The following is a 21,826-nucleotide window of genomic DNA, read 5'->3' on the forward strand; positions in this document are numbered from 1 at the left end:
CGGGAATCGAGGAATAATATGGGAATTCTGGTTTTAATATGTCTTACAGTTTGTCTGGCGCTGGCAGATATTGCGCTGAAGTCTACCATTGAAGGTTATATGACCCGCAAGGAAGAGCGTACCGCCTGCGGGGGTAAGGTGATTCTCAGAAAGGTCTATAACAAAGGTTTTAGCTTTAACCTGTTGGAGGAGAAGAGAGAGGCTGTCAAATACGGTTCTGCGTATGCAACTGTGATTTTGACAATCTGGCAGTTGATAACATTGCTTCAGAAAAAGCATTACCTGAAAAAGTGGGGGCTGTCCCTTATGACTGCAGGCGCATGGAGCAATACTTTCGACCGGTGGTTCCGGGGATATGTGATTGATTATGTCGGTTTCCAGACAAAATGGAAAAAAGTGACGGCGATGACATTTAACCTTGCAGATTTTCTGATCGGAGCAGGAGGCATGATGGTGCTGCTGGCATCCATATTTAGGCGAAAAAAGAAATAAAATTTCATGTGAACAAAGAATGAAATCCCCGAACCATGTTCCGGCACAGTTCGGGGATTATAGTATATATCCACTGTCTTTGTCCGATTTTCTTTGACATATTTATTTTTATACCGGAAGAGTTCATCTCCCAAAAAACTCTTTTATCTGTTCTTCGATAATTTTCATTAATCGTGTTCTTGCTTCAATACTTGCCCATGCAATGTGCGGCGTGATAAGAAGATTTTCATAATCTAGTAGTTCTGAAAGCGGGCAGGAATTTGACATCGGTTCTTTTGCCAGTACGTCAAGCCCGGCAGCGGCAATTTTGTGTTCTTTTAGTGCGGAAGCCAGCGCAGCTTCATTAATGATCGGTCCGCGGCCCAGATTTAACAGGATTGTATGAGGTTGCATTTGGCTTAGTGTTTCTTCATTAATTAATCCTTCCGTGTGCTCATTGAGGGGCGCATGGATGGAAATGATATCAGAAGTAGTAAGCAGGGTGTGCAAATCGACCTGATGATATCCTTCCTGCGGACTTGCGCCGGAAGCGGAATAGTAGATGACATCTGCTCCGAAGAAGGAGGCGATGTCAGCAACACGGCGGCCGATAGCGCCAAGCCCGATAATGCCCCATGTCATTTTGCTGATCTGACGGAATTTTTTATCAAAGTGTGTGAATAAGGTATCATTCAGATAATGCTTGTTTTTTACATAATCATCATAATAACGTAAGTGTTCCAGCAGATAAAAGAGCATGGCGAAAGTGTGCTGTGCAACGGATTCTGTAGAATATCCGGCTACATTGCGCCATGCGATTCCACGTTTTTCCAGATAATCTTTGTCCAGATTGTTAGTTCCGGTTGCAGTGACACAGACCAGCTTTAAGCGTTCTGCGCTTCCGATAGTCTGCTCATTGATGGGGATTTTGTTAACAACAATAACATCGGCATCTTTGATTCGTTCCGGTACCTCCTCAGGGGTGGTAAAAGAATAGATGTCAACATCACCGAGTGCGTGAAATGGAGAAAAGTCAATATCTTCTCCAATGGATTTTCTGTCCAGAAATACAAGTTTCATAAAGGTTCCTCCTTGCTTTACAATAATTTTATTATATAGTATCCTTATGAATGAGACAAGAAGAATGAGGTGAGATCATGATACAAGATATTGCGCCGCATCAATATGATAATGCGTATAAACCGGAAGCGCCGGATCGGAAAAGTGTTGCCCTATACTATGAGGAGGGGAAATGTCTGGCAGATTTAAGTCAGGATGAGATACGATTTCCGACATTTGCAGAGATGGAAAAAATCAAACCGGAAATATATGAAGAGTATACATATTTATTTTCAATTGACCATCAAAAATATTATTTGATAACAGATTTAAATCCGGAGCTGTTGTCAAATTATAATATGGAAAATACAGAGATTTTCCGGCATGAAGCGCCAAGATACCGGGCATTTGCAGGGATCACTGGATACCAGTTATATCGCTGGTATCAGAGCCGGCGTTTTTGTGGAAAATGTGGCTCAAGAACCAGAATGGACAAAAAAGAGAGAATGCTGTATTGCGAAAAGTGCGGCAGCATGGAATATCCGAAGATTTGTCCGGCGGTGATTATTGCGGTGACAGATGGAGACAGAATTTTGATGTCCAAGTACGCCGGAAGAGTCTATAAGAAATATGCACTGCTTGCGGGGTTTGTGGAAATCGGGGAGACTGTGGAGGAAACAGTGAGACGGGAAGTGATGGAAGAAGTCGGTTTGAAAGTAAAGAATATCCGTTATTATAAGAGCCAGCCATGGTCGTTCAGTGATACACTGCTTATGGGATTTTACTGTGAGCTGGATGGCGGGGATAAAATTACGTTGGATCAGGAAGAACTGGCGTTGGCAGAGTGGTTTGACAGGCGCGATATTCCGGAAGTAGCTTCACATGAAAGTCTGACAAATGAAATGATGATGAAGTTTAAGCGAGAGGGGTCAGTTTAATGAAATACATATTTTTACATGGTCTTGGACAAGTACATTCAGACTGGAGCGATATGATTGAGGGATTGGATAATGAGATGGATATTTTGTGTCCCAATTTGTCTGAGTGGCTTTCAGGAAAAAAAGCCAGCTATTTTAATTTGTATCATGCAATGGAAACTTATTGTGAACAGCAGAAAGAACCTATACATTTAAGCGGACTTTCACTGGGAGGAATCCTTGCATTGCATTATACCTTGGAACATCCAGAGAAAGTTGCTTCGCTGGTACTGATGGGAACACAGTATACCATGCCGAAACGAATGTTGAGATTTCAAAATATGATATTTTATCTAATGCCGGATAAGACCTTTTGGAAGATGGGATTTGGGAAAAAGGATTTTATCAGTTTGACGAAATCTATGATGGATTTAAATTTTAAAAAGGATTTACCAAAAATAAACTGCAAGGTTTTAATATTATGCGGTGAAAAGGATAAGGTAAATAAGTCTGCTTCCATAGAGTTGGAACAACAGATAAGTAATGCAGAATTCAAAATTGTTCCTCATGCGGGGCATGAGATAAATAAAGAAAATCCAGTTGAGCTTGCAAAGATTATTAATAGGTTTTATTCGGGACTATAAGTAACAGAATGTATGATAGCAAGTAACAATTCAGCATAGGAGTTTGCACTTGCTGTAAACTCCGTAAAAATGCGTGATGGGAAAATAGAATCCGCCCTTTCACCACAGGTGAACTTAAAATAGGGCGGATTAGTTGCCAAGCATGCGATAAAACAGTCCGGCGGACTGTTTTGAGTAACAGTGCAGCCGAAAGGCTGAACTGTTACGATAGCAAAATAAAAGAAGCAGTAAATTGTTGTAAATTAGTATGAGATAGGGTAAAATAAGAAGTGGTTTTAACATACAGTGAACATGCTAATATAATGGCAGGAGGTATAGACAATGAGAGCAGAATTTGATGATTCTTTAGTAACAGGTAATGAGATGATTGATTCCCAGCATAAGGAACTGATTGATAAGATCAACGGACTTTTGGAGAGTTGTGAACTGGGCAAGGATAAAATTGCGGCAGTAAAGACATTGGAATATCTGGCGGACTATACAGATTTTCATTTTGGCGAGGAGGAAAAGCTGCAGGAAGAGATTGACTATCCGGGAATCAAGGAACACAAGGAAGAACACAAGAAACTGATTAAGGTCGTAGAAGAGCTGCATGAGATGCTGGAAGAGGAAGAAGGACCGACAGATGCGTTTGTTGCACAGGTCAATGAAAATGTGATTCAGTGGCTGTACAGACACATCAAAGGTTTTGACCGTTCTGTTGCAGAGTACAAGAATATGCGTGGAAACAGTGAAATGCTGTAGTAATGAACTGTGTTACTTTTCACGGGGGGAAGATTTAAAAGAGCCGCTTGAAAATCAAGCGGCTCTGATGTATAATCTACTTAGAAAGGTTAATCGGACACGAAGTTCCGATATACCCTCAGTAAAAAGCAAAAATTACAAGAATTTAAGCATCCTCACTTTTGGACGGGTAGGGATGCTTATTTCTTTTTATGATTGTCTATGTAAGACAGAGCCGCGAACAACACAAGTAATAATGTCAAAACTTCCATTATACTCATAGGGCATCACCCTCTTTCGTAAGACTAGAGGGTCATCATCGAAAAATCGCATCCAACTTTCTTTTCAACTATACAATCGAATTATAGCATACAGAGAGCTAATACTCAATCAAAAAAGGGTTTTCCCCACCCCGTGAAAAGTAACATGAACTGTTACCAGCTATAAGCGGTAATTATGGATTTTCATTGACAAAAGCAGGAAAATCAAATAAACTGGATAAAGGAAAGAGCATTTGCGAATTATATTTATATAATTGGTAAGTGCTCTTTCTTATGTTACCGGGCATACGGTGAAAATGGTTTTAGTTAAATTTTGAAAGGAAAGAAGGATTGAGAATGAAGACTATAAATTGGAAACGACTTGCATATGACCTGATGATCGATATTATTGCCGGAGTACTGATTGGTATCGGTGTATATAACTTTGCGGCAAATTCAGGATTTCCGCTTGCAGGGGTGTCTGGTATTGCGTTGATTTTTTATCGGCTGGTTGGTATACCGATTGGTTTGGGAAGCATATTGTTGAATATACCGATTATACTTGGCTGTTATAAAACATTGGGGAAAGAATTTTTTTTGCGTTCCATGCGTTCGCTTTTGATTACATCATTTTTAACAGATTATATAGCCCCGCTGTTTCCGGCATATTCAGGAGACCGTATGCTGGCTGCTATCTGTACGGGAATTGTTTCCGGGCTGGGATATGCGCTGATATTTATGAATAACTCTTCAACTGCAGGAATGGACTTTGTGTCAGTTGCAATTCAGACGAAAAAACCGCATATTTCTCTGGGCAAGATTGTATTTGTATTAGACTTTATTATTGTACTTATTGGAGGAGTTGTCTTTAAAGATGTGGACGCAACGATTTACGGATTGATCATTACCTATCTGCTGACTTATGTAATTGATAAGATCATGTATGGTATTGACGCAGGCAAGATGACATTTATTATCACAGAGAATGGACAGGCTGTGGTAGATGTGATCGATCAATATATTGAGCGCGGCGCAACGATTCTTCACGGGTACGGAAGTTACACCAAGCAGGATAAGGAAATTGTCATGTGTGCCTGCAATAACAAGCAGATGTATATCATTAAGAAGATGATAAAAGAAGTGGATAAAAAAGCATTTATAGTTGTGATGGAATCCAACGAAGTAGTAGGAGAAGGATTCAAAGATGAGTAAGAGTTCTTTGTGTCATAACAGATAAGGGAATGCATTTTCAATACAGGAAACTTCATTCCCTGATGTTCGTAGAATCCATAATTGCAGCTTGTATCCGTGAATAAATAAAATTCTTTTAAATTTACATTTTTCATATGCTCAAGTGCGGATTCAAAAAGCATTTTGCCGATACCTTTACCCTGACAGGAAGAACTTACTGCAAAAAGTGCAAGTTCTGCCGGATAAGTCTTGATATTATCACTCAGTAATTTCTTATCTATGCCATTTACACTTTTAAAGATCTTTGATACATTCCGCCCTTCTTTGGAACTATACAATGATTTTGCAGAAGATGATATATCACGGATATTTCCACATCTAAAAGAAACATGGGGAATAGAACAAATACGCATGGGAATAGGAAGTTTCATTTCTCTTGATCATGTATATAATATGAATTTTTCTGAATATGGTGGACTTTATACCATCGCGTTAAACAATAAACAGGTTTCAGACTGCATTATAAAACCTGGGGGAAAGTATTTATGTGGTTATCAAAAGGGAACATGGGATAAATTACCGGTAATATATAAAAAAATGCTGGATTATACCGAAAAGCATAGCTTAAGACTCACTGGGTATGCTTATGAAGCCGGGCTCAATGATTTTGTGATTTCTGATCCTAATGATTATATTACGAAGATTATGATACAGATTGAGGAAAATGCCTGAGACAGTCCCCTGTTCATGACTATCTATTTCCCGACAGCCCCGATTGGGGAGATGGTAGTCCGCTGGAAACTTCTGATGTGGCAGGAGATGATACCTTCTCAAGGAAGTGTGTTTAGCGGATGCAGTGCAATTGAACATTATTACATGATGCTTACAATACCACCAACACTTGAAAATGTGAGTACTTTTACTGGAATTTCAGAGATATGCAAGATTCATGTTCCGAAAGGATGTCTGGAAGCATATCAAACAGCCGAATACTGGAGCGAATACGCAGATCATATGGTAGAAATAGAGGAGTAGTGTGAGGAAGCTGAAAAAATATAAGCCAACAAAGTTCATGGCTGAGGATTCTGTGTACAGTCAGGAACTGGCAGACTATGCAGTTTCCTTTATCGAGTGCCTGTGTCACACAAAAGGAACATGGGCAGGCAAGCCATTTGAACTGATTGACCGGTAGGAACAGATTATCAGGGATGTGTTTGGAACGATTAAGCCAAATGGTTACAGGCTTTTCCCATTGCAAAATCAATCAGCTGGTTGAGGATGGGACACTGCTAAAACTAAATAGGAAATATTATGAGAATACAAGCTATCAAGGTGAAGAATCAGATTTCTACTAGGTTCCGGCATATGCTCCACAAGGTGTAGTTTGTCTTATGAGTGCAGCATCTTATTATAATCTGACGACCTACAGACCAGATTCTATAGATGTGGCTATTCAGAGAAAAGCTAAGATTTCTACTATGCCAGATTGGCCAACACTGTCTGTGTATTATTATGCAATAGAAATCTCAACAGATTGCTGCGTTATGCGGAGTTGCTTAAGTGCGGAGAAGTTATGAAAACATATCTGGAGGTACTTGTATGATAAGTGCAATATCAGTAAGGGACAGATTGAATAATCAAGCCAAAGAAGACGGAAGAACGATGCAGGATGAATTGGCAATATAGAAAGTGTTAAAATGTAAAAAAATATTTTACAATCATATTGATAAATCCTTCATTTTGGCATATAATAATGGTGAGAAAATAGAAGGAGGTCATCATAATGAGGTTTGATGAATTATTTGAACAAAGAAGTCTGGTGGCTTCAAAGTTAAAAGAGTGTATCAGAGATAAAGGTTACACGAAAGTGTCCTTTGCCGGTAAGGCGGATATATCACGTCCGACCCTAGATAGATTGTTAAATGGTGCTGTTGATAACAAAAGTACATTTGATCGTCATCTGCAGAAGATTTTGAAAGTGTTGAATATGTCAGTAGAAGAGTTGTTGTTTTACCATTCTGTATCTGCTAAGCTGGTTACCGCAACAGTGTTTTCACAGAATGCCCCTTTGGAACATGAAATGAGCGAAACAGCGAAAAAACAGTATAACCTGCTTCTTGATGTTATTGATTTGTGTGAAATATATTATTAAGGATGTGCATGTATGAGTGAATTAATAACTGCTGCGAATATACATTTAGTTATAAAAAAGAATAATGAAATTAGAGATGAAGTGTTGGCGCAGACAATGAAATTGCAGATGAATCCTGCAATTATGAAGGTTGCATCAAGACCGCAGCTTGCTTTGCTGATTTTACAGGGATTTGGTTTGATTCAGATGCCTATTGAAGACAAATTTTGGAGTGGAGCAATTTTTGTAAAAAACGGGAAAATAATTCCCGTCCTTAATACAGCACTGCCACGTGCAAATCAATATTTTGCAGCATGGCATGAAATCTATCATCTTATTTTTGATAAAGTGTCATTTGATCATTTTATTGAAAGAGATAATACGATGGAGGAACGAAAGGCTGAATGCTTTGCAGCAAGTATGTTGTTAGCGGGCATTGACAGATATTTTATAGAACTTCCTGAGATGGATTTTGTTTCAAAAATATTTCTCTGTATGTCAGCATTTCAGGCTCCGTATAAAGCTGTGTTGGTTTCTCTTTATGAATATGCAATTCAGAGCGAAAATGAAACACTGGCGAAAAGAATAGAGGAAGTTTTTGACTTGGAATTTGAAGATATGCCACAGAGATTTCAGAACCTTGGTTTGGACGATAGTCTGGTAAAACCATCTTATGTAGTCAACGCATCGTCCTTGCAGGAACGGATAAGAAGAAGCAAAGCCACGAATCCGGAACTTAATTACCATAAAGATAATGAAGCGTTTTTGAAAAATATTATGAAAGAAATTTCAATGATTACGAGGAAGGGTGATTCTTATTCCAGAATGGGTACTGGTGGAAATCAATGATGCTGAAGGCAGAGCAAATTATTTGCAAAAACTGATCGAGCTTGGATATCCGATACATAGTATCGCAGAAGAAGATTACTCGAATCTTACAAATAATGAGGAAGGTAATCTTTATCAGATTGTTCTTGCTTCAACATATCAGATTGGAAGAATTAAAAGTTATTTGCGTCGATTTGTGGAAAAGTCAGATGTACTTGATATGGATGCATATAAAGACTGGATTAATAAGCTTTATGACGAGTGGCCGATACCAGGTCAAATGTTATCTTCGGGCAGAATAAAAAAGAAGAATGCAGGAGAGGTTTCTATCACAATTTTGGCAGAAGTGGTTTCTTGGTATTATCTGGAAACAGAGGCGCTGACTATATATTCACAAGATAGTGATACTTATGAGTTCCAGCGCAAAGCCGAGGCCAGTTTAAGAGAAATGTTTACTTCAAGGACACCGGTACCGGTTTCGTATAAGAGCAATGATGCTATTCTTTGCCAGCTTTTCCGTGATGGAAAAATAAGCATTGAAAATCTGGGAGATTACAGGAAGGATATTCGTAAGATTACTTACAGTAAGGTACAGGATGATCATTCCGTGATTTTAGTAACGGAAGTGGTTGATAATGATCTGTTTTTAGAGCTAATTCAGGATACATCGGTTCATATTATTTTTTAGTAAATACACATAGTTTTTAAAGCATCAGGAAACTGGTGCTTTTTTTGGTATGACGGGCATGCCCGTGTTCTGTGGTGAAAGTCCACTTAGGCGTAGCTACCGATGAACTCTGAATCCGCCCTATTTTAAGTTCACCTGCGGTGAAAGGGCGGGTTCTATTTTCCCATCATGCATTTTTACGGAGTTTGCAGCAAGTGCAAACTCCTATGCTGAATTGTTACAACAGCAGTACTAACTTGAAAATTGTCTTTACGATAAATTAATTCGTGTGATATACTTAATCTATATATATAAAATGACGATAAAATATAATAGGAAACTCTATGGCAGGTTATATAGATAACATAGAGACGAAAGTTGTAAAAGAAGGGACTGCTATGAAAAAAACGAGAATGAAAATCATGAAAAGATGGACGACAGTATTAGGCACACTTGCGATGTTATGTACGGCGCCGATGACTGTGGGGGCGGAAGGAGAAGGAACGTTTTATAATATGGATATTTCGAAGAGTCCTATAACGCTGTCATATGATGGGGATAACGGATGTAAAGACAATTGTCAGGGGCATACGATTAGAGGAAAGTCTGAGGAAAATGGGATAAAAGTAGTAAGTGGTAAGCATAAGATTATTTTTGATGGTGTTGATATTGATTTTTCAAGCTACGGTACAGCTGAGTGTGCATTTGATATTGCGAAGGGTGCAGAGGTGGAGCTGACATTAGAGGGAAAGTCAGATAATAAGTTGACTAGTGCGACAAACAGAGCGGGGATTCATGTTTCAGAGGGAGCTAAGTTAACTATTTCCGGAGAGGAAGGTAAGTTAATAGCTGCTTCCAAGGACAATGGGGCCGGAATCGGCGGAGATGCATATAGCACCAGTGATGGGCAGGCAGGCGAGATTATCGTTGAGAGCGGAACCATTGTAGCGACAGGGGGAAACAAAGCGCCTGGAATCGGAGGAAAAGGCGCCAAGATTCAGCTTAACGGCGGAGATATCACAGCCACTCCGGGAACAGGTGCAGGAGCCGGAATTGTGGGTGAGCTTTCTTCAGAATATGGGGAAGAAGTTGTAGTTACTACTAAGGGGAATTTGCAAAATGCAGAAAATTTCAATGGTGTTGTATGGAATCAAGGTACAAACCAGTGTAAGGTGTACGGAAATGCAGTGATTGGAGACACATTTAAATTAGCAGAAAACCAGACAATGGTGATTCCGGAAAACAGTTCATTGACATTAAAACCTAGTAGTTTGTTGGGATATACTGATATGCGTGGAACAATAAAAGGAGAAACAAAGCCAGGCGATGTAATAGTAGGGGGTACGCTTATAGCTGATGAGGCACTATCAAATCTTCAAGGTATTGAAGGAGTTACCAAGAAAAGTGTTTTAAAAGAAACGGACATTACAACTAATACATTGCCTTATAAGGGTATAGATTTGAAAGAACTTGCATTAACAATTACCAATTCAGATAGCGTTGATGCGCAAATTGGGTGGACGAAAACAATTGATGGAACACCATGGGAAGCTGGGCGTATCATAGATGCGGGGGAATACACGATAACATATAACCATCCAATACATCAACCTATAACGAAGAAGGTAACAGTGAATCCAATTGATATTTTAGATTCGGCTATTACAATTCAGAATATTCCAAATCAGACATATACAGGTAAATCAATCGAACCGACTATTACAGTAAAGGTTGGTAATGTTGTACAGACTAAGGGCGAAGACTATATAGTAATGTATGAAAATAATATTATTCCGGGATCGGCAACGGTGAATGTACAGGGAGTGGTAGGCGGAAACATCAAGTTTGATGTTGACAAAAAAAAGACTGTAACATTTACCATCGTTCCGGCATTGATTGGACGGGACGATGTAGCAATAGATCAGGACACTTATACATATGATGGAGCGGAACATAAACCTGTCGTTACTGTGAGTATAGAAGGAACAACACTGGTAGAGGGAACAAATTACGATCTGGTATATCCTGGGGACTCGACAAGCGCTGGAAAGAAGATTATAACGGTGACTGGGAAGGGTAATTATGGTGGAAAGGTAGACATAGAATATGATATTCAAGCCTTACCGTTAACAGTGACCGGAGCAGAGGCTGATCCTCTTAAACGAGAATATGACGGCACAGACAGAGTATCTGTTTCAACGGTAAACCTGTCAGGAATTTTGACTGGCGATGAACAAGATGTTCAGGTAGATACGGCGGATCTGCAAGGTATCGTTGACAGCCCGAATATTGGTACTTATGCAGATGTTTCTTTTGAAAATCTGACACTTACCGGAGCTAAGGCGGGCAATTATATCTTAACGATGCCGGAAGGAAAAGTGACACTGAAAGAAAGTGTAGAGATCATACAGGCGAAAGGACCGGCGGCTCCCCAGTTTAAGGATGTTGATGTATACAAAGTAAGTCTGAATGATGGCAATACATTTGTGTATACTGTCGAAATTGAAGATAAGATAGAAGACGTACAGTACGAATACAGAATGGATGATGGAGCGTGGACGGATAATAATATCTTTGACGGCATTATCCCGGAGAGCGAGCATACATTTGAGGCACGCACGAAGTGGACAGAGAATGTAGATACTGGTGAAATAGGAAGTACAGGAAAGATTATCTTCAAAAAACTGCCCCAGGATCCTCCGAAAAGTTTTACGATGAAATATACGTTGAACGAGGATAAAGTGACATATACCGCAATTATTCCGATACTTGTAAACGGTGAGTACAAGTTTAGCGCGGGCGAAGAATATACAACAAATAATATAAAAGAAAACTGTGTACCGAATACAGAGTATACCGGATATGTGCGGTTTGCAGAAACTGCTGTTTATGAAGCAAGTGAACCAGTTTCAGATACACAGGCAACACCGATGGCGACTGTTGAACTTCCTGTTATCACACCAGACGGCGGTCAGTTTATCAGCTCTCAGGAAGTGAAGATTAGTTGTGAAACAACTGATGCAGTTATTTACTATACGACAGACGGGAAGAATCCTACTACATCAAGTATGAGATATGAGAAACCATTTACTATTGATGCCACGACAACAGTGAAAGCGATTGCAGTGAAGGACGGAATGAAGGACAGCGCAATGGCAGCCGCTCAATTTGTAAAAGCATCGGGCGATTCAGTGAAGTCAAAGCTTGATATTGTAGAATTTACGGAGGAGTCGGAGGTACCGGAAGGACTGAAAGACACAGAATTTAATACTCCGGAAAATATTATGGTCCAGTTAAGCCGTATACTGACATCGCAGAAAGGTTACACCTATGACAATATAGCATACTACGATGTTACTCTGGAGATCAGTCTTGACGGGGAGACATGGGAGCCGGCAACTATAGATAATTTCCCGAAAAACGGAGTATCAATCACACTGCCGTATCCAGAAGGAACAGGGGCAAAAACCCATGACTTTGTTGTGAGCCATATGTTTACAGAATCCTCGGAAAGACTTGGGGTAACAGCAGGCGATACAGAAGAGCCGCCAGTGACAAAAACGGAAGAAGGGGCTAAATTTACGGTGAAAAGTACATCTCCGATCGCAATTGCATGGAAAGAAGTTGCCGCAAACAATGGAACCGGGGGTGGAGACAACAACGGAACCGGTAATAACGGAAACAATAATAACGATGGGACCGATAATAACGGAAACAATAATAACGGAAATAATAGCAATGGAACCGATAATAACGGAAATAATAACAATGGAGCGAACGGAACCAATAATAATGGAACGAACGGAACCAATAATAATGGAACGAACGCAACCGGAACAAATGGAACAGATGCTAATGGAACCGGAACTCAATCCAAAGCTCAGAACCTGCTTTCATCTATTATGCCGAAAACCGGAGATCCTGCATCATTTATTCCGTGGATTGTATTAATCGCAATAAGTGTGGCTGCTATAATTACAGTAGTTATAAAGAAACGCCGCTAAATTAAAAATGAACTAAAAGACTAAAAATATGGCGGTTGTGTTTGAAGCATTAATGGAAAGACTTAACTGTTGATGTCTATATTTAATCAAGCAGGAGGCGGTGGTTAACCGTCTCCTGCTCTATTAGCATATCAATATTCTAAAATGTCTGTATCTGCATAAATAATCTTACCGCGGCAGATAGTGAATTTTACTTTTCCATAAAGATTCTGTCCGGTAAACGGTGAATTGCAGGATTTGGACAAATATTCTGTAGGTGTCCATATCTCGTCAGGATTGAAAATAACCAGATCAGCCGGAGCATTTTCTATAATTTTGCCACAAGGAAGATGATAAAGTTCTGCCGGATTGATCGTCATCTTTTCCAGAAGTTCCATCATAGTCAAGTGCCCTGGGCGCACAAGAGAGGTAATACCCAGTGCAAGAGACGTTTCAAGCCCGATGATTCCACTTGGAGCTTCAGTCAGTGATTTTGCTTTTTCTTCTATGCTATGCGGTGCATGGTCTGTCGCGATCAAATCGATGGTGCCGTCTTTTAGTCCTTTAATAATTGCCATGCGGTCTGATTCGGTACGAAGAGGGGGATTCATTTTTGCCAGAGTTCCATGTTCAAGCACTGCGTCTTCTGTCAATGTGAAGTGATGTGGTGTTGCCTCGGCGTGTAGGTTTGCTCCGCATGCCTTAAACATTCGTACCAGATCAACGGAGACGCCGGAACTGATGTGTTGAATTACTACATGAGCGCCGGAACGTAGTGCGAGCATGCAATCACGGGCAACAAGGGATTCTTCTGCGATAGAAGGAGAGCCATAGATGCCGCATTTTTCTGAAACAGCTCCGTGATTGATGCCATTATTCTGGATAAAAGCAGGATCTTCTTCATGAAGACTGACTGGCATATCAAGCTCCGCCGCTTTCTGCATTGCTTCAAAACAGAAAGCCGCATTTTTCAATGGGATACCATCATCTGTAAATCCACAGGCACCAGCTTCTTTTAATTCATGCATGTCAGTCATCTCTTCCCCTTTTAAAGAATGGGAAATTGCTGCTGCCTGAAAGATTCGGATATCCTCTTTTTTAGAGCGGGCTAAAATATCTTCTAATACGGAAACAGAATCTACGCTTGGGGATGTGTTCGCCATACAGATGACAGAAGTGACGCCGCCTTTTGCGGCGGCAAGTGAGCCAGTATGCAGATCTTCTTTATAAGTAAAGCCCGGGTCGCGAAAATGAATATGAGTGTCAATCAGTCCCGGTGCAATAATCAGACCTTCGGCATCGATAACAGTTTTATTGGTGTATTCGGCAGCAGTGGACAGTTCGGGGGCAATCTTTTGAATGATTCCTTCTTCTATATAAATATCTGTTTTTTTTGATGTTTTTGTTTTGGGGTCAATAAGTGTTCCGTTTTTGATAAGCATGAGTAAAACCTCCTGATATTGTATTGATAGATTTGTTTTATTATTTAGTAACCGGAATCGTGTGTATTTATTTTAGCATAGATAGCATAGATAGAAAAGAAAGAGAATAGAAAACACACCAAAGACTAGACAGAAGGTTGTGATTTTTAGCTGATTATGCTATTCTGAAATTATTCAAAAGGTGGTTTTGCATTGGGTGGAAGGCGGAACGAGAGATGGAAGTTGAGGAATATTTTGTTGATGCATTAGAATTTGGGGAAGCTTTGTGGAAATTGAAGATGGCAGCAGACGAAGAAAGGGAGAGCATAATAAATAATATTGCACATCTGTCATACTTGAAAAATATCCGTACATTTCAGAAATTACCGAGCACAGAACGTGGCAGCAATTGGGTAAGTACTATGAGAGGGGATTATTTTCTGAATCCGGCAGTTCCTTGTAAAATGGGAACAGATGGGGCAGCTCCAATATATGCGTCAGGATATCATGCGCATGATCACTATGAATTAGTAGTTGTACTTAGAGGAAGGTATAAACAGTTTGTCAATGGAAGCTGCTATGAACATGAAGAAGGACAAGTGTGCCTGCTGCCGCCGGGAACTTTACATAGAGAGGAATTACAGGGGTGGGAAGACCGGATTCTGTTCATTGGTATCAATACAGATTTTTTTGAAAACGAATTGTACTCAAGGATAAACAAACTATTGCTGGAAATACTGTATTCTAAAAAGAAGAGCCAGTACGATCATCAGTTTTTTGTGTTCTCTATAAAAGATAACAAAAAAATACAAACAGTACTGCTCAATATTATGGAAGAAGATAAGCTCAAAGAGTCTGGGCATCATATGGTAATAAAAGGATATCTTATTCGGCTGATCAAGGAATTAAGCAGCAATACTGAATGGAATTGCTTTAAACAGTCCCATGAAGAGACGGAGGACAATTTGACAAAAGAAATTCTGTGCTATATGGAACAGCATTTAACCACGGTGACAAAAAATCAATTGGGAGAATATTTTCATTTTAATGCGGATTACTTAGGTCGTTTTCTCTTAAGAAAGACAGGTAATACATATAGTGAAAATCTGAACAATATGAGAATGAAACGGGCAGTTGAATTACTGTATGAGGGGGAAAGCGTCAATTCAGTTATACAGAAGCTGGGATTTTCCAATAAAGGACATTTTAATAAAATGTTTAAAAAATATTATGGGATGTTACCCGGGGAATATAGAAATCAAAAATTAAGATAGTATCAAAGACAGTAGTTGGAACCAAAGGTCGGAAATGGTAACCAACTGCTGTTTTTTTATCGAAATGGGTAACTGATGTGTGTATGTGTATTTGCTATACTAACCACAAGAGTTGTGCAAAATAAATAAAAAGGAGAAAGGAAGAAGAGAAAAAATGGACAAAATCACGTTTTTAGGTGCAGGAAGTACAGTCTTTGCAAAGAATGTATTGGGAGATTGCATGCAGACAGATGCTTTGAGAGAATTTGAGTATGCATTGTATGATATTGACGAAATACGCCTGGATGAGTCATACCAAATGCTGTCTATTCTGAATAAGAATATAAATTCAGGAAAGGCAAAGATTAAAAAATACACAGACCGGATAGAGGCATTGCGCGGCGCAAAGTATGTAATTAATGCGATTCAGGTCGGCGGGTATGATCCATGTACCATCACAGATTTTAAAATTCCCGAGAAATATGGCTTGCGCCAGACAATCGGAGACACAGTGGGGATCGGCGGAATTTTCAGAGCGTTGAGAACGATTCCGGTTATGTTAGAATTTGTCAGAGATATGGAAAAGGTTTGTCCGGATGCATTGTTTTTAAACTATACGAATCCGATGGCAATGCTGACTATGGCGATGCTGAAATCGTCACCTGTCCGTACCATAGGAATTTGTCATTCTGTACAGGTATGTGTACCGCAGCTTCTATATCGCCTGGGACTTCCGCAGGATGGGGTCCGCTACAAGATTGCGGGGATCAATCATATGGCTTGGCTGCTTGAAGTTACAAGGAACGGGGAAGATTATTATCCGGAAATTAAGAAACGGGCAGAAACAGGACCAATTATCAAACCATATACAAAAGATATGCTGAAAGATTATCCACAGCTTCTTTACCCGGAATATGAATTTACACCAGAAAAACATGATGATTTGGTTCGGTTTGAGATTATGAAACAGTTTGGATACTATGTGACAGAATCCAGTGAACATAATGCTGAATTTATGCCGTATTTTATTAAGAAAAATCATCCGGAATTAATCGAGAAATATCAGATTCCGCTCAATGAGTATCTGCGCCGGTGCAAAATACAGATCGAACACTGGAATTCGTTAAGAGATAAGCTTGTATGTGATGTGAATCTGACGCATGGGCGCACACATGAGTATCCGTCTTATATTCTGGAAGCACTGGAAACAGGAAAACCATTTACATTTGCGGGAAATGTAATGAATCACGGTTTAATAGATAATCTTCCGCAGGATTGTTGTGTTGAGGTTACATGCGTAGCGGATCAGGGAAAGATTCAGCCATGTGTTGTCGGAAGCCTTCCGCATCAGCTTGCGGCATTAAATATGGGAAATATTGGAATGCAGCAGTTGACAGTAGATGCAGCTTTGACTGGAAAGAAAGAGTACATTTATCAGGCTGCAATGCTGGATCCGCATACATCTTCAGAATTAACAATTGATGAAATCCGCAGCATGGTTGATGAGATGATAGAAGCACATGGAACATGGCTGCCGAAATATCATTAATTACATCTGGAAATGTGCAAAAGAAAAACGATAGGTAATCAAGGAGGAATGGAAAATGAGCGAAAAAAATAAAGTACAGTCTCAACAGGTACGGGGAATAGAAATCTTCGGACATGCACTTGGCGGTGTGGGACAGAACATGGTATATGCATTGTGGAGTGGATTTATTACTGCATTTTATACAGATATTTTTGGGATGAATCCGGCAGTTATGGCAACTATTTTTGTGATTGCGCGTGTGTGGGATGCATTTAATGATCCGATGATGGGAATATTGGCAGACAGGTCAAAAAGCAAATTCGGAAGATACCGCTGTTGGCTGCTGAGGATGCCGGCAGTTGTGGCAACATGTCTTATATTGAACTTTACAGTTCCTGGTTTTGGCAGTGTCGGCAATACAGTTTATGCGGCAGTAACCTATATATTAATGGGCATGGCGTTCACAAGCGTGGACATTCCGTATTGGAGTATGCCGGCAGCTATGACAAGTGATCCGGGAGAACGGACAAAAATATTTACGACGGCTAATTTGGGAACCAATATTGCAAGCACAGTTGGAAATATGCTGATCCCGATTTTACTTGTGAATTTTGGAGGAACGAACAGTGCGCATGCATATTTTATGACAGCAGTAATATTTGCGATCATAGGAGCTACATTATATTTTACATGCTTTGCACTGACAAAGGAACATGTACAGCCGCCGACACAGGAGTTCAGCTTCCGTCTGGCATTGAAGTCATTAGTAGTCAATAAACCGTTATTCTGTGTTATGATTACAAATCTGGTCATTAATCTTGCATTTATTATGAAAATGACATTAAATTATTATTATACAACTTATACATTGGGAAATGTAAAACTGATGTCGGTAATGAGTCTTGTTACCTTGCCGAGTATTATTTTAGGTACCTGCATTGCTCCGTTGTTAGCAAAAAAATTAGGGAAAAAAAGAACGCTTCTTGCATTAATGATCGCCAACCTGATCATTAGCGGAATCTTTTTTGTTGGAGGATATTCAAGCGTACCGTTCGTGCTGGTTATGGGCGCGCTTCAGATTCTGTGTGTTGGTGCGGCATTTGTAATGCTGACATCTATGACAGCAGATACAATCGAATATGGAGAGTGGAAGACAGGACAGCGTAATGAAGGAATCATTACATCAACAAGAACGCTGATCACAAAAATAGCATCTGCATTGGTAGGCGTTGCAGTTGCGGTGGTGCTTACGATGACCGGATACGTTCCAAATGTAGAACAGAGCGCAGAAACTATGGGTGCATTTCATTTTGTAATTTCTTTCCTCCCGGGAATCGTAATGATGATCGGTGCAGTTCCGATTTTCTTCTATAGTCTGACAGAAAGTAAGCATGAAGAAATTATGGAAGAACTGGCAAAGAGAAGAGAGAAAGAAGAAAAATAAAGGAAGGGTGACAATGCAAAAAAAAATTGCGTGGAATAGGGACTGGTTCTATAAACCGAGATTTAAAGATGAAGATAAAAGCTGTGATAACACAGTAGAAGGGTTTCAGAAAATAGAACTTCCGCATACCAATAAGGAACTTCCGTTCAATGGATTTTGTGAGCAGGAATATCAGTTTATCAGTTGCTATAAGAAGAAATTTGAACTGTCTGACCTTGCAGAAAACAAAGAGATATCTCTGGAATTTGAGGGAGTAATGATTGCCTGTGAAATATACTGCAATGGTTCTTTGGCAGGAAAGCATGAAGGCGGATATTTACCATTTACAGTAGAATTAACTCCGTATGTCAAATATGACGCGGAAAATGTAGTGGTGGTAAAGGTTGATTCCACAGAGAGAAAGGATATTCCGCCGTTTGGAAATGTAGTGGATTATCTTACATACGGAGGGATTTACAGAGAGGTCTGGCTGAACATATCAGATGGGTTAAAATTGGAAAAATTGTGGATTAGTTGTGAAAATCCGTTAGAGCAGGAAAAGACATTAAAGTGTGTTTGTGACCTGCGGTCAGATGAAGAAGCGAAGGGAACCTTGAGGATTTCCTGCATAGATACAAAAAGGCCTGAGGTAGTTATAGAGGAAGTGTGCCAAGAAATTAATGTACAAAAGGGGAAATCTTCCTGTGAAATTTATCTGGGCGGATTACGGGAAATTCAACTTTGGGATATAGAGAATCCTCAGCTTTATATAATAGAAGCAGTTGTTGAACTAGAGAAGAAAAGAGATGTTCTAAGAGAACGGTTTGGTTTTCGGAAAGCAGAATTTAAAGAAGATGGATTTTTCTTAAATGAAAAACATGTACAACTGATCGGACTGAACCGGCATCAGAGCTGGCCGTATAATGGATATGCCATGCCGAAACGCATCCAGAAGAAGGATGCGGAGCTTATAAGAAAGAATATGGGATGCAATATTGTGAGAACAAGTCATTATCCGCAATCCAGACATTTTCTTGACGCATGTGATGAAATGGGACTGCTTGTAATGGAAGAGATTGCAGGGTGGCAGCACATTGGGGATGAACTGTGGCAGGAACATTCCTGTGAAGAACTTAAGGGAATGATTCAAAGAGACTTCAATCGTCCATCCGTGGTTTTATGGGGCGTGCGAATCAACGAATCTCAAGATCATCATGACTTCTATACGAGGACGAATCAAATTGCAAAGGAAATGGATCCATACAGGCAGACCGGTGGTACACGTTATATTCAAAGAAGTGAATTTCTCGAGGATGTATATACATATAATGATTTCACATATGACGGAAGCGGCGATGTGTTCCGTCCGCAAAAAGAAACAACAGGACTTGAAAAAGATGTTCCGCTATTGGTAACCGAGAGCAATGGCCATATGTATCCCACTAAAAAATTCGATCAGGAGTCGAGAGTGGTTGAGCATGCCATGAGACACTTGAAAGTAATCAATGAAGTTATGAAACGAGAGGATATATCCGGCGGAATCAGTTGGTGTGCGTTTGATTATAATACACATAGCTGCTTTGGATCTGGGGACAAGGTCTGTTATCATGGAGTATATGATATGTTTCGTAATCCCAAATTTGCGGCATTTTCATATAGCTCCCAAAAACCTTTTGAAGACGGAGCAGTGTTGGAACCGATTACTGCGGCGAGCAGGGGCGAAAGAGATAAAGGAGGAACAGTTCCTTTCTATATATTGACAAACTGTGATTATGTCAGAGTATATAAAAACGGAGAGCATATTGATGATTTTTATCCGGAAAGAGAAATGTTTCCATATTTGCAGCACCCGCCAGTTATTGTGTCACATCTGATGGAACAGAGTCTGGACTTTGGTATGGATCAGGAGGATGCTCGGGAGTTTAGACAGTTCTTGCTGCAGAAGGTGGTGACAAGAAAACTTTTGGATATGTCTCCGCAGGATCTCATGTTTATTAATGAAAAAGCTCAGAAATATAACCTCAATGTGAAAGCGTTATATGGTGAAGCTGTGAAGGCAGCCGGCGGCTGGGGAGAAATTGCGAATAACTTTGAACTGGAAGGATATGTCCAGGGGAAATGTGTATGTACCCGCAGAATCGGCGAAGACAAACATTATGAAAAACTTGTGGTGCAGCCGGACGATCTTCAGTTGATAGTAGATGGGGAAACATATGATGCAACAAGAGTTGCTGTAAGTGCATTAGATGAAAACGGAAATATCATGCCGTTTGTACAGGAGTGTGTGGAAGTGGAAATTCATGGAGCAATGCAGCTTATGGGACCTTCTAGGTTTGTACTCTCAGGGGGAACGTCAGCCTTTTGGGTTCGGACATTAGGAGAAGAACAGGATGCGGAAATTGAAGTAAAGGGCATGTACCATAAAGGCGTGTGCAGAATTTCCATGAAGAAACAGTAAGTAAAAGAAGATATAGTATTATAACATTGAGAGTATCTTTTGATAAAACAGATGTCAGAGGATACTCTCTTTAGCTGAAAATTGTCTGAATTGTGCGAAATATGTAAAAAGTAGAAAAAACGTTGACAATTTCATTCGACAATGTTAATATAGTCTTTGTCGCTGAAAACGGCAGTCTTACGAAGGCTGGTACAGACGAGCGGAAGCCGCAGGGGATTGGAGAGCATCCGGGAATCTTGCCGAAAGAACTGTTGAAAATATGTCGAAAAAACTTGAAAAAAGTTGTTGACAAATAAGAAGCGGTGTGATAATCTAAATAAGCTGTCGCTTGAACAGACAGCAAAGAAAAATAAAAAAGTTCTTGACAATGAAAAAGCTTTTTGATAAAATTTTAAAGCTGTCGCATGAAGAGAACGACAAGAACATTGATAACTGAACAATAGACAACAACCCTTGAAAATTTCTTATGAGAAAATTTTTAAGAACTACATTGGCACAAGATGATATTCGACAATGTCGAATGGTTTTTACACTAAATTCGTGAAAGACCTCATTAAGTGTTCAATGCCAAACAGTAAAAAGGAAAAGAATTGCTAGCAGTGATTCTTGACTGGACAAACAAAGAAGCTTCGATGGTTCTGGGTTCGGAAGAACCTCACCAAGAACACACGAAGCGCAAACGAACATAGGATTTGAAAAGACCAAATCCAAGTTCTTTATGCGAGAGTTTGATCCTGGCTCAGGATGAACGCTGGCGGCGTGCCTAACACATGCAAGTCGAGCGAAGCGCTATACTTGAATTCTTCGGAAGGAAAGTATTGTGACTGAGCGGCGGACGGGTGAGTAACGCGTGGGTAACCTGCCTCATA

General features: G+C 39.9%; 20 protein-coding genes, 1 rRNA gene and 1 pseudogene. 19 read left to right on the forward strand and 3 right to left on the reverse strand.

Features of this window, described 5'->3' with window-relative positions; translation table 11 throughout:
• Positions 1-18: 18 nt before the first annotated feature.
• Complete coding sequence (locus NFS18_RS12735; RefSeq protein WP_251390695.1) at positions 19-492, forward strand: signal peptidase II; 474 nt, start codon at positions 19-21, stop codon at positions 490-492.
• Between the two features lie 123 nt (positions 493-615).
• On the opposite strand, the gene NFS18_RS12740 is transcribed toward NFS18_RS12735, so the two are convergent.
• A complete protein-coding gene (locus NFS18_RS12740) occupies positions 616-1,551 on the reverse strand; it encodes a D-2-hydroxyacid dehydrogenase (RefSeq protein ID WP_251390697.1) in 936 nt (311 codons plus the stop codon).
• A gap of 77 nt (positions 1,552-1,628) precedes the next feature.
• On the opposite strand from NFS18_RS12740, the gene nudC reads away from it, so the two are divergent.
• From nudC to NFS18_RS12760, 4 genes are all read left to right on the forward strand, one after another.
• Positions 1,629-2,468, forward strand: a complete 840-nt coding sequence (gene nudC, locus NFS18_RS12745; protein ID WP_251390699.1) for an NAD(+) diphosphatase — start codon at positions 1,629-1,631, stop codon at positions 2,466-2,468.
• Positions 2,468-3,091, forward strand: a complete 624-nt coding sequence (locus tag NFS18_RS12750) for an alpha/beta fold hydrolase (RefSeq protein WP_251390701.1) — start codon at positions 2,468-2,470, stop codon at positions 3,089-3,091. The genes nudC and NFS18_RS12750 overlap by 1 nt, the downstream gene beginning before the upstream one ends.
• A gap of 321 nt (positions 3,092-3,412) precedes the next feature.
• On the forward strand, positions 3,413-3,835 hold the full coding sequence (locus tag NFS18_RS12755) for a bacteriohemerythrin (protein ID WP_251390703.1): 423 nt from the start codon (positions 3,413-3,415) through the stop codon (positions 3,833-3,835).
• A gap of 596 nt (positions 3,836-4,431) precedes the next feature.
• Positions 4,432-5,286, forward strand: coding sequence for a YitT family protein (locus NFS18_RS12760; RefSeq protein ID WP_251390705.1), 855 nt, complete (start codon positions 4,432-4,434; stop codon positions 5,284-5,286).
• A 62-nt stretch (positions 5,287-5,348) separates the two neighbouring features.
• Here the strand turns inward: NFS18_RS12760 and NFS18_RS19755 are convergent.
• A pseudogene (locus NFS18_RS19755) lies at positions 5,349-5,603 on the reverse strand (GNAT family N-acetyltransferase); the annotation flags it as partial.
• Here NFS18_RS19755 and NFS18_RS12770 point away from each other — a divergent pair.
• The 8 genes from NFS18_RS12770 (at position 5,545) to NFS18_RS12805 (ending at position 12,895) form a co-directional block, all read left to right on the forward strand.
• A complete protein-coding gene (locus tag NFS18_RS12770) occupies positions 5,545-5,997 on the forward strand; it encodes a hypothetical protein (RefSeq protein ID WP_251390735.1) in 453 nt (150 codons plus the stop codon). The pseudogene NFS18_RS19755 and the gene NFS18_RS12770 overlap by 59 nt on opposite strands.
• Before the next feature lie 15 nt (positions 5,998-6,012).
• Entirely contained in the window at positions 6,013-6,300 is a 288-nt protein-coding gene (locus NFS18_RS12775) for a hypothetical protein (protein ID WP_251390707.1), read from the forward strand.
• A 1-nt stretch (position 6,301) separates the two neighbouring features.
• Entirely contained in the window at positions 6,302-6,457 is a 156-nt protein-coding gene (locus NFS18_RS12780) for a hypothetical protein (RefSeq protein WP_251390737.1), read from the forward strand.
• A 199-nt stretch (positions 6,458-6,656) separates the two neighbouring features.
• Positions 6,657-6,842, forward strand: coding sequence for a hypothetical protein (locus tag NFS18_RS12785; protein ID WP_251390709.1), 186 nt, complete (start codon positions 6,657-6,659; stop codon positions 6,840-6,842).
• Between the two features lie 206 nt (positions 6,843-7,048).
• On the forward strand, positions 7,049-7,417 hold the full coding sequence (locus NFS18_RS12790; protein ID WP_251390711.1) for a helix-turn-helix domain-containing protein: 369 nt from the start codon (positions 7,049-7,051) through the stop codon (positions 7,415-7,417).
• A gap of 12 nt (positions 7,418-7,429) precedes the next feature.
• A complete protein-coding gene (locus NFS18_RS12795; RefSeq protein ID WP_251390713.1) occupies positions 7,430-8,245 on the forward strand; it encodes an ImmA/IrrE family metallo-endopeptidase in 816 nt (271 codons plus the stop codon).
• Positions 8,205-8,912: a hypothetical protein gene (locus NFS18_RS12800; RefSeq protein ID WP_251390715.1), complete on the forward strand. Its 708-nt coding sequence runs from the start codon at positions 8,205-8,207 to the stop codon at positions 8,910-8,912. Before NFS18_RS12795 ends, NFS18_RS12800 begins: the two co-directional genes overlap by 41 nt.
• Positions 8,913-9,235: 323 nt before the next feature.
• Positions 9,236-12,895, forward strand: a complete 3,660-nt coding sequence (locus NFS18_RS12805) for a chitobiase/beta-hexosaminidase C-terminal domain-containing protein (protein WP_251390717.1) — start codon at positions 9,236-9,238, stop codon at positions 12,893-12,895.
• Positions 12,896-13,026: 131 nt separating this feature from the next.
• Here the strand turns inward: NFS18_RS12805 and NFS18_RS12810 are convergent, their stop codons facing one another.
• Positions 13,027-14,316 carry a dihydroorotase gene (locus tag NFS18_RS12810; protein ID WP_251390719.1) on the reverse strand — a complete coding sequence of 430 codons (1,290 nt, stop codon included), beginning with the start codon at positions 14,314-14,316 and terminating at the stop codon, positions 13,027-13,029.
• 215 nt (positions 14,317-14,531) lie between these two features.
• Between NFS18_RS12810 and NFS18_RS12815 the strand changes: the two genes are divergently transcribed.
• The 6 genes from NFS18_RS12815 to NFS18_RS12840 form a co-directional block, all read left to right on the forward strand.
• Positions 14,532-15,569 (forward strand): helix-turn-helix domain-containing protein, encoded by a 1,038-nt coding sequence (locus tag NFS18_RS12815; RefSeq protein ID WP_251390721.1) that lies wholly within the window; start codon positions 14,532-14,534, stop codon positions 15,567-15,569.
• A gap of 154 nt (positions 15,570-15,723) precedes the next feature.
• Positions 15,724-17,097 carry an alpha-glucosidase/alpha-galactosidase gene (gene melA / locus NFS18_RS12820; RefSeq protein ID WP_251390723.1) on the forward strand — a complete coding sequence of 458 codons (1,374 nt, stop codon included), beginning with the start codon at positions 15,724-15,726 and terminating at the stop codon, positions 17,095-17,097.
• Positions 17,098-17,152: 55 nt separating this feature from the next.
• Positions 17,153-18,520, forward strand: a complete 1,368-nt coding sequence (locus NFS18_RS12825) for an MFS transporter (RefSeq protein WP_251390725.1) — start codon at positions 17,153-17,155, stop codon at positions 18,518-18,520.
• A 13-nt stretch (positions 18,521-18,533) separates the two neighbouring features.
• On the forward strand, positions 18,534-20,957 hold the full coding sequence (locus NFS18_RS12830) for a glycoside hydrolase family 2 protein (protein ID WP_251390727.1): 2,424 nt from the start codon (positions 18,534-18,536) through the stop codon (positions 20,955-20,957).
• A 122-nt stretch (positions 20,958-21,079) separates the two neighbouring features.
• Positions 21,080-21,253, forward strand: a complete 174-nt coding sequence (locus NFS18_RS12835; protein WP_251390729.1) for a hypothetical protein — start codon at positions 21,080-21,082, stop codon at positions 21,251-21,253.
• 420 nt (positions 21,254-21,673) lie between these two features.
• Positions 21,674-21,826 (forward strand): 16S ribosomal RNA (locus NFS18_RS12840); the annotation flags it as partial.

Source organism: Mediterraneibacter agrestimuris, assembly GCF_943193195.1.
In the GTDB taxonomy this organism is placed as follows: domain Bacteria; phylum Bacillota; class Clostridia; order Lachnospirales; family Lachnospiraceae; genus Schaedlerella; species Schaedlerella agrestimuris.

Coding starts and splice junctions, on each gene's coding strand:
- NFS18_RS12735 (WP_251390695.1), top strand. CDS start 19: ATGGGAATTCTGGTTTTAATATGTCTTACAGTTTGTCTGGCGCTGGCA.
- NFS18_RS12740 (WP_251390697.1), bottom strand. CDS start 1,551: ATGAAACTTGTATTTCTGGACAGAAAATCCATTGGAGAAGATATTGAC.
- nudC (WP_251390699.1), top strand. CDS start 1,629: ATGATACAAGATATTGCGCCGCATCAATATGATAATGCGTATAAACCG.
- NFS18_RS12750 (WP_251390701.1), top strand. CDS start 2,468: ATGAAATACATATTTTTACATGGTCTTGGACAAGTACATTCAGACTGG.
- NFS18_RS12755 (WP_251390703.1), top strand. CDS start 3,413: ATGAGAGCAGAATTTGATGATTCTTTAGTAACAGGTAATGAGATGATT.
- NFS18_RS12760 (WP_251390705.1), top strand. CDS start 4,432: ATGAAGACTATAAATTGGAAACGACTTGCATATGACCTGATGATCGAT.
- NFS18_RS12770 (WP_251390735.1), top strand. CDS start 5,545: ATGCCATTTACACTTTTAAAGATCTTTGATACATTCCGCCCTTCTTTG.
- NFS18_RS12775 (WP_251390707.1), top strand. CDS start 6,013: ATGACTATCTATTTCCCGACAGCCCCGATTGGGGAGATGGTAGTCCGC.
- NFS18_RS12785 (WP_251390709.1), top strand. CDS start 6,657: ATGAGTGCAGCATCTTATTATAATCTGACGACCTACAGACCAGATTCT.
- NFS18_RS12790 (WP_251390711.1), top strand. CDS start 7,049: ATGAGGTTTGATGAATTATTTGAACAAAGAAGTCTGGTGGCTTCAAAG.
- NFS18_RS12795 (WP_251390713.1), top strand. CDS start 7,430: ATGAGTGAATTAATAACTGCTGCGAATATACATTTAGTTATAAAAAAG.
- NFS18_RS12805 (WP_251390717.1), top strand. CDS start 9,236: ATGGCAGGTTATATAGATAACATAGAGACGAAAGTTGTAAAAGAAGGG.
- NFS18_RS12810 (WP_251390719.1), bottom strand. CDS start 14,316: ATGCTTATCAAAAACGGAACACTTATTGACCCCAAAACAAAAACATCA.
- NFS18_RS12815 (WP_251390721.1), top strand. CDS start 14,532: ATGGAAGTTGAGGAATATTTTGTTGATGCATTAGAATTTGGGGAAGCT.
- melA (WP_251390723.1), top strand. CDS start 15,724: ATGGACAAAATCACGTTTTTAGGTGCAGGAAGTACAGTCTTTGCAAAG.
- NFS18_RS12825 (WP_251390725.1), top strand. CDS start 17,153: ATGAGCGAAAAAAATAAAGTACAGTCTCAACAGGTACGGGGAATAGAA.
- NFS18_RS12830 (WP_251390727.1), top strand. CDS start 18,534: ATGCAAAAAAAAATTGCGTGGAATAGGGACTGGTTCTATAAACCGAGA.